Here is a 9,005-nt window from a genome sequence, read left to right as displayed (position 1 = left end):
ACCTCACTACGACAGGAAACATTTCGGCAAATAATATTGCAGCCACAGGTGGGCTTTCTGTTACCTATGCCAATGTTGGAACAAATCTCACGGCAACAGGAAACATCACCGCCAATAATCTTGTTGCGAACGGATCACTGTCTGTAACAACCGGCGCCAACATTGGAGGAAATCTTACAGCAACGGGAGATGTTGCCACAACTAACATTGCGGCCACTGGAGGTTTGTCTGTTACGTATGCGAACATAGGGACGAACCTCACTACGACAGGAAACATTTCGGCAAATAACATTGCAGCTACGGGTGGTCTTTCTGTTACCTATGCCAATATTGGAACGAACCTCACGGCAACAGGAAACATCACCGCCAATAATCTTGTTGCGAACGGATCGCTTTCTGTAACAACCGGCGCCAACATTGGAGGAAATCTTACAGCAACGGGAGATGTTGCCACAACTAATATTGCGGCAACAGGAGGTTTATCTGTTACGTATGCGAACATCGGAACGAACTTAACAGCTACAGGAAATATTTCGGCAAATAATATTGCAGCCACAGGTGGGCTTTCTGTTACCTATGCAAATATTGGAACGAATCTTACGGCAACAGGAAACATTACTGCCAATAATCTTGTCGCGAACGGATCGCTGTCTGTAACAACCGGCGCCAACATTGGAGGAAATCTTACAGCAACGGGAAATGTTGCTACGACAAACATTGCGGCCACCGGCGGACTGTCTGTCACATACGCTAACATTGGTACCAACCTTACAACGACAGGGAATGTTTCTGCAAATAATATTGCGGCCACCGGCGGACTGTCCGTAACCTATGCGAATGTGGGCACGAACCTCACAGCAACCGGCGACATTACAGCGAACAACCTTGTGGCAAATGGATCGATATCCGTAACAACGGGCGCGAACATCGGCGGCAACCTTACCTCAACCGGAGACCTCTCCACAAAAAATATTGCAGCAACTGGTATTCTTTCATTGGTAGGCAATGCAAACATTAGCGGCAGCCTGACAACAACCGGCGACATTGCCACAAAGAACATCATTGCTTCCGGAAACATTACCGGGGTCGGGAATTTATCGATCGATAACATTGCTGCAGCCGGGATACTTTCCGTTGTGAAAAGCGCCAACATAGGTGGGTCGTTAACCGTAACGGGCCATATCCAGGGCGCGAACCTCGATATTGCCAATAATATTCTTGCGGGATTGAACATCACGGCTACGGGCGATCTTGCTGCTGCGAACATTGCGGGCACGGGTGGCTTGTCTGTTACTTATGCAAACATCGGAACCAACCTTACCACAACGGGAGACCTGGCAGCACGGAACATCGCGGCTACAGGCTCTCTTTCTGTAACGACATTGAACGTTGGGCAGTCGTTGGCCGTTACCTCTAATATTACTGCGGGAGGAAATATTACCGCGGTTGGAAACTTGGCGGCGAATAATATTGCTGCAACTGGTGGACTGTCTGTAACCTATGCCAACATCGGCACGAACCTTACCACAACAGGAGACCTTGCCGCAAGAAATATTGCAGCCACAGGATCGCTTTCGGTCACATCGTTAAATGTTGGCCAATCGCTCGCGGTTACTTCTCATATTACTGCCGGAGGCAACATTACCGCTGTTGGCAACATGGCGGCAAATAATATTGCGGCCACCGGCGGACTGTCCGTAACCTATGCGAATGTGGGCACGAACCTCACAGCCACCGGCGACATCACAGCGAACAACCTTGTGGCAAACGGATCATTGTCTGTAACAACGGGCGCGAACATCGGCGGCAACCTTACCTCAACCGGAGACCTCTCCACAAAAAATATTGCAGCAACTGGTATTCTTTCATTGGTAGGCAATGCAAACATTAGCGGCAGCCTGACAACAACCGGCGACATTGCCACAAAGAACATCATTGCTTCCGGAAACATTACCGGGGTCGGGAATTTATCGATCGATAACATTGCTGCAGCCGGGATACTTTCCGTTGTGAAAAGCGCCAACATAGGTGGGTCGTTAACCGTAACGGGCCATATCCAGGGCGCGAACCTCGATATTGCCAATAATATTCTTGCGGGATTGAACATCACGGCTACGGGCGATCTTGCTGCTGCGAACATTGCGGGCACGGGTGGCTTGTCTGTTACTTATGCAAACATCGGAACCAACCTTACCACTACGGGAGACCTGGCAGCACGGAACATCGCAGCTACAGGATCTCTTTCTGTAACAACATTGAACGTTGGTCAATCACTTGCAGTTAACTCTAATATTACTGCGGGAGGAAACATCACCGCTACAGGAGATCTTGCTGCAAGAAATATCGCGGCTACAGGATCTCTTTCTGTAACAACGCTGAACGTTGGTCAATCATTGGCGGTCACTTCCAATATCACCGCAGGTGGTAACATCAGCGCGGCAGGCGATCTTGCAGCGACGAACATTGCCGGCACCGGTGGCTTATCTGTTACTTATGCAAACATTGGAACCAACCTTACCACAACGGGAGACCTGGCTGCCAGGAACATTGCAGCTACAGGATCTCTTTCTGTAACAACATTGAACGTTGGTCAATCACTTGCAGTTAACTCTAATATTACTGCGGGAGGAAACATCACCGCTACAGGAGATCTTGCTGCAAGAAATATCGCGGCTACAGGATCTCTTTCTGTAACAACGCTGAACGTTGGTCAATCATTGGCGGTCACTTCCAATATCACCGCAGGTGGTAACATCAGCGCGGCAGGCGATCTTGCAGCGACAAACATTGCTGGCACGGGCGGCTTATCAGTTACCTATGCAAACATTGGAACCAACCTTACAACAACAGGAAACATCTCTGCAACCAACATTGCTGCTACCGGGTCCCTTTCTGTAACCACGTTGAATGTTGGTCAATCATTGGCAGTTAACTCTAATATTACTGCGGGAGGAAACATCACCGCTACAGGTGATCTTGCTGCAAGAAATATCGCGGCTACAGGATCTCTTTCTGTAACAACGCTGAACGTTGGTCAATCATTGGCGGTCACTTCCAATATCACCGCAGGAGGCAACATCAGCGCGGCAGGCGATCTTGCAGCGACAAACATTGCCGGCACCGGTGGCTTATCTGTTACTTACGCAAACATTGGAACAAACCTTACAACAACGGGCGATCTGGCTGCCAGGAACATTGCAGCTACAGGGTCCCTTTCTGTAACCACGTTGAATGTTGGTCAATCACTGGCAGTTAACTCTAATATTAATGCAGGTGGAAACATCACCGCGACGGGTGATATTGCAGCGACAAACATTGCCGGCACAGGTGGCTTATCAGTTACCTATGCAAACATTGGAACAAACCTCACAACAACAGGAAACATCTCTGCAAATAACATCGCAGCCACAGGATCTCTTTCTGTAACAACGCTGAACGTTGGTCAATCATTGGCGGTCACTTCTAACATCACCGCAGGTGGCAACATCAGCGCGGCAGGCGATCTTGCAGCGACGAACATTGCCGGCACTGGTGGCTTATCGATTACTTATGCCAACGTTGGAACCAACCTTACCACAACGGGAGACCTGGCTGCAAGAAACATCGCAGCTACAGGATCTCTTTCTGTAACAACATTGAACGTTGGACAATCACTTGCAGTTAACTCTAATATTACTGCGGGCGGAAACATAACAGCTACAGGCGATCTCGCTGCTAATAATATCGCTGCGACCGGAACCCTTTCCGTAACGAATACCATCGCAGGAAACAACCTCACTGCGATTGGAAATGTTTCAGCTGCAAACCTTGCTGCAACAGGTGGTTTATCTGTTACCTATGCAAACATTGGAACCAACCTTACAACAACAGGAAACATATCAGCGAATAACATTGCTGCTACCGGGTCCCTTTCTGTAACGACGCTGAATGTTGGTCAATCATTGGCGGTCAACTCTAATATCACCGCGGGCGGAAACATTACTGCTACAGGCGATCTTGCTGCAAGAAATATCGCGGCCACAGGCTCTCTTTCTGTAACGAATACCATCGCAGGAAACAACCTTACTGCGATTGGAAATGTTTCAGCTGCAAATCTTGCTGCAACAGGTGGCTTATCAGTTACCTATGCCAACATTGGAACCAACCTTACAACCACAGGAAATATCTCTGCAAATAACATTGCTGCTACAGGATCTCTTTCTGTAACGACATTGAATGTTGGTCAATCATTAGCGGTCACTTCTAATATCACCGCAGGTGGTAACATCAGCGCGGCAGGCGATCTTGCAGCGACAAACATTGCCGGCACAGGTGGATTATCTGTTTCTTATGCAAACATTGGAACCAATCTTACCACAACGGGGGATCTGGCTGCCAGGAACATTGCAGCTACAGGCTCTCTTTCAGTAACAACGTTGAACGTTGGGCAGTCGTTGGCTGTCGCTTCTAATATTACTGCGGGCGGAAACATAACAGCTACAGGCGATCTCGCTGCTAATAATATCGCTGCGACCGGAACCCTTTCCGTAACGAATACCATCGCAGGAAACAACCTCACTGCGATTGGAAATGTTTCAGCAGCAAATCTTGCTGCAACAGGTGGCTTATCCGTTACCTATGCAAACATTGGAACCAATCTCACAACAACAGGAAACATATCAGCGAATAACATCGCGGCTACTGGATCTCTTTCTGTAACAACGCTAAATGTTGGTCAATCACTAGCAGTTGCATCTAATATTACTGCAGGAGGCAACATCAGCGCGGCAGGCGATCTTGCAGCGACAAACATTGCCGGCACCGGTGGCTTATCGATTACTTATGCCAACGTTGGAACAAACCTTACCACAACGGGAGACCTGGCTGCCAGGAACATTGCAGCTACAGGATCTCTTTCTGTAGCAACGCTGAACGTTGGTCAATCATTGGCGGTCACTTCTAATATCACCGCAGGAGGCAATATCAGCGCGGCAGGCGATCTTGCAGCGACAAACATTGCCGGCACAGGCGGGTTATCTGTTACTTATGCAAACATTGGAAACAATCTTACAACCACAGGAAACATTTCTGCAAATAACATCGCAGCCACAGGATCTCTTTCTGTAACAACATTAAATGTTGGTCAATCACTCGCGGTTGCATCTAATATTACTGCAGGCGGAAACATCAGCGCCACAGGCGACCTTGCTGCAAGAAATATCGCGGCCACAGGATCTCTTTCTGTAACAACACTGAACGTTGGTCAATCATTGGCAGTTAACGCTAATATCACCGCAGGCGGAAACATCACCGCAACGGGTGATCTTGCGGCGTCAAATATCGCGGCAACAGGCGGGTTGTCTGTTACCCATGCCAACATCGGAACAAACCTCACAACAACCGGGAATATTTCTGCAGCCAGTGTTGCTGTAGCGGGAACACTTTCGGTTGTGGGCAATGCGAATATCAGCGGCGTATTAACTACGGTTGGTGATATCGCCACAAAAAATATAGTTGTGTCGGGAAGGATTACAGCAGTAGGCGATATTTCGGTAGATAACATTGCTGCCGCCGGTATTCTTTCGGTAGTAAAGAGTGCGAACATAGGCGGCGTGCTTACCGTGGTTGGCGATATTGCAACAAAGAACCTGATAACATCGGGAAGGATCACTGCAGTAGGGGACCTCTCGGTAGATAACATTGCCGCTTCGGGAATTCTGTCCATTGTAAAGGGCGCAACCATTGGCGGCGGCGTAACCACAACGGGCGACATCTCAGCCAGGAATATTGCTGCAACCGGGTCGATTTCAGCAACAACACTGAACGTGGGTCAATCACTTGGTGTTACCTCTAATATTACAGCGGGCGGCAACCTCACAACAACAGGCGATATCGCCGCAAGAAACATTGCTGCAACAGGATCGATCTCAACAACAACACTGAACGTTGGACAATCACTTGGCGTTTCTTCTAATATTATCGCAGGCGGCAACCTCACAACAACGGGCGATATCGCTGCAAGAAACATTGCTGCAACGGGATCGCTTTCTGTAACGACCTTGAACGTTGGGCAAACGCTTGCAGTTTCTTCTAATATCACAGCGGGAGGAAATATCACTGCGACCGGCGATATCGCCGCAAGCAACATCGCGGCAACGGGATCGATCTCTGCAACCACACTGAACGTGGGTCAATCACTTGGTGTTAATTCTAATATTACCGCAGGCGGGAATCTCACAACAACAGGAGATATTGCCGCAAGAAACATTGCTGCGACAGGATCGCTTTCTGTAACGACATTGAACGTTGGTCAAACGCTTGCCGTTTCTTCTAATATCACCGCAGGCGGAAACATAACAGCTACCGGAGATATCGCAGCTAGCAACATTGCTGCGACGGGATCGATCTCTGCAACAACACTGAACGTGGGTCAATCACTTGCCGTCTCTTCTAATATCACCGCAGGCGGCAACCTCACAACAACAGGCGATATCGCTGCAAGAAACATTGCTGCAACGGGATCGCTTTCTGTAACGACATTGAACGTTGGACAAACGCTTGCAGTTTCTTCTAATATCACAGCGGGAGGGAACATAACAGCCACAGGCGATATTGCCGCAAACAACATTGCTGCAACCGGAACACTTTCTGTCACGAATACTATTGCAGGAAATAATCTGACGGCGATTGGAAATGTTTCAGCAGCAAACCTGGCGGCAACAGGCGGTTTATCCGTGACCTATGCCAACGTTGGAACAAATCTTACCGCAACAGGCGATATCGCCGCAAGAAACATCGCGGCCACCGGATTACTTTCTGCAACAACACTGAACGTCGGTCAATCACTTGGCGTTACTTCTAATATTACAGCAGGAGGCAACATCACTGCTACAGGTGATCTTGCTGCCAATAACATCGCTGCAACGGGATCGATCTCAACAACAACGCTGAACGTTGGACAATCACTCGGCGTCACTTCTAATATTACAGCAGGCGGAAATCTTACGACCACAGGAGATATTGCTGCAAGAAACATTGCTGCAACAGGATCGCTGTCTGTAACAACCTTGAATGTTGGTCAAACACTTGCGGCCTCTTCCAATATTACCGCAGGCGGAAACATTACGGCTACTGGCGATATAGCAGCACGCAATATCGCGGCAACAGGATCGATCTCAACAACAACACTGAATGTTGGGCAATCACTTGGCGTTACCGCTAACATGACAGCAGGAGGTAACATCACAGCCACAGGTGATCTAGCCGCAAACAATATCGCTGCAACGGGATCGATTTCAACAACAACGCTGAACGTTGGTCAATCACTCGGCGTTACCTCTAATATTACAGCAGGCGGAAACATTACGGCTACTGGCGATATTGCCGCAAGAAACATCGCGGCCAGCGGATCACTTTCTGTAACAACCTTGAATGTTGGTCAAGCACTTGCGGTCTCTTCTAATATTACAGCAGGAGGCAACATCACTGCTACAGGTGATCTTGCTGCCAATAACATCGCTGCAACGGGCTCGATCTCTGCAACAACACTGAACGTGGGTCAATCACTTGGCGTTACCTCTAACATTACCGCTGGTGGCAACCTTACCACCACAGGTGATATGGCCGCTAGAAACATTGCTGCGACGGGATCGATCTCTGCAACAACACTGAACGTCGGACAATCACTTGGCGTTACCTCTAATATTACCGCAGGCGGCAACCTCACAACAACAGGAGATATCGCTGCAAGAAACATTGCAGCAACGGGATCGCTTTCTGTAACGACATTGAACGTTGGACAAACGCTTGCAGTTTCTTCTAATATCACAGCGGGAGGAAACATAACAGCCACAGGCGATATTGCCGCAAACAACATTGCCGCCACCGGAACACTTTCCGTCACGAATACTATTGCAGGAAATAATCTGACAGCGATTGGAAATGTTTCAGCAGCAAACCTGGCGGCAACAGGCGGTTTATCCGTGACCTATGCCAACGTTGGAACAAACCTTACCACAACAGGCGATATCGCCGCAAGAAACATCGCGGCCACCGGATCACTTTCTGCAACAACACTGAACGTCGGTCAATCACTTGGCGTTACTTCTAATATTACAGCAGGAGGCAACATCACTGCTACAGGTGATCTTGCTGCCAATAACATCGCTGCAACGGGATCGATCTCAACAACAACGCTGAACGTTGGTCAATCACTCGGCGTCACTTCTAATATTACAGCAGGCGGAAATCTTACGACCACAGGAGATATTGCTGCAAGAAACATCGCTGCAACCGGATCACTTTCTATAACAACGTTGAATGTTGGTCAAGCACTTGCGGTCTCTTCTAATATTACAGCAGGAGGTAACATCTCTGCTACAGGTGATATTGCCGCAAACAACATTGCCGCATCAGGAACGCTTTCGGTAACAAACGCAATCGCCGGAAACAACCTCACCGCAATCGGGAATGTTTCCGCTGCCAACCTCGCATCAATGGGCGGACTCTCCGTAACCGGCAACGGCAACATCGGCGGCGCACTCACGGTTACCGGCTACATCGCGGCATCCAGTGCGGCGCTTTCAAACGATCTTACGGTTACCGGTTCTGTTACGGCCAATACCATTACAGCTGTTAATGTTTACACAACCGAACTGTTTGCGTTCCATACACAATCGTTCTCGGATCAGCGGTTGAAAAAAGACATCACACCATTGTCTTCTTCTTTGTCAAAGATCATGGCGCTCCGCCCTGTTACCTATAACTGGATCAACCCTGCCTATGGCACTTCAAGACAGATCGGTTTTATTGCCCAGGATATTAAAAAGGTGTTCCCCGAATTTGTAGTGGAAGACAAAAAAGGTACGCTCTCGGTTAACTACGCGGCCATGGCTTCCCCAATCGTAAAATCGATCCAGGAACAACAGGAAGAGATTGAATCGCTGAAAAAACAAAACGCAGATCTGAAAAAACGCCTCGACGAAATCGAAGCGCTTCTTAAAAAACTGGCCGAAAAAAATAAATAA

1 protein-coding gene is annotated in these 9,005 nt (G+C 48.6%); it reads left to right on the top strand.

The window, feature by feature from the left end; genetic code table 11:
- On the top strand, positions 1-9,005 hold a 9,005-nt coding region (locus tag GWC95_RS00055; RefSeq protein ID WP_161816629.1), incomplete at its 5' end, for a tail fiber domain-containing protein.

The organism is Sediminibacterium roseum (assembly GCF_009939005.1).
Taxonomy (GTDB): Bacteria; Bacteroidota; Bacteroidia; order Chitinophagales; family Chitinophagaceae; genus Sediminibacterium; species Sediminibacterium roseum.
Note: the sequence above shows the minus strand (reverse complement) of the source record. Positions and strands in the feature narration are given on the sequence as shown.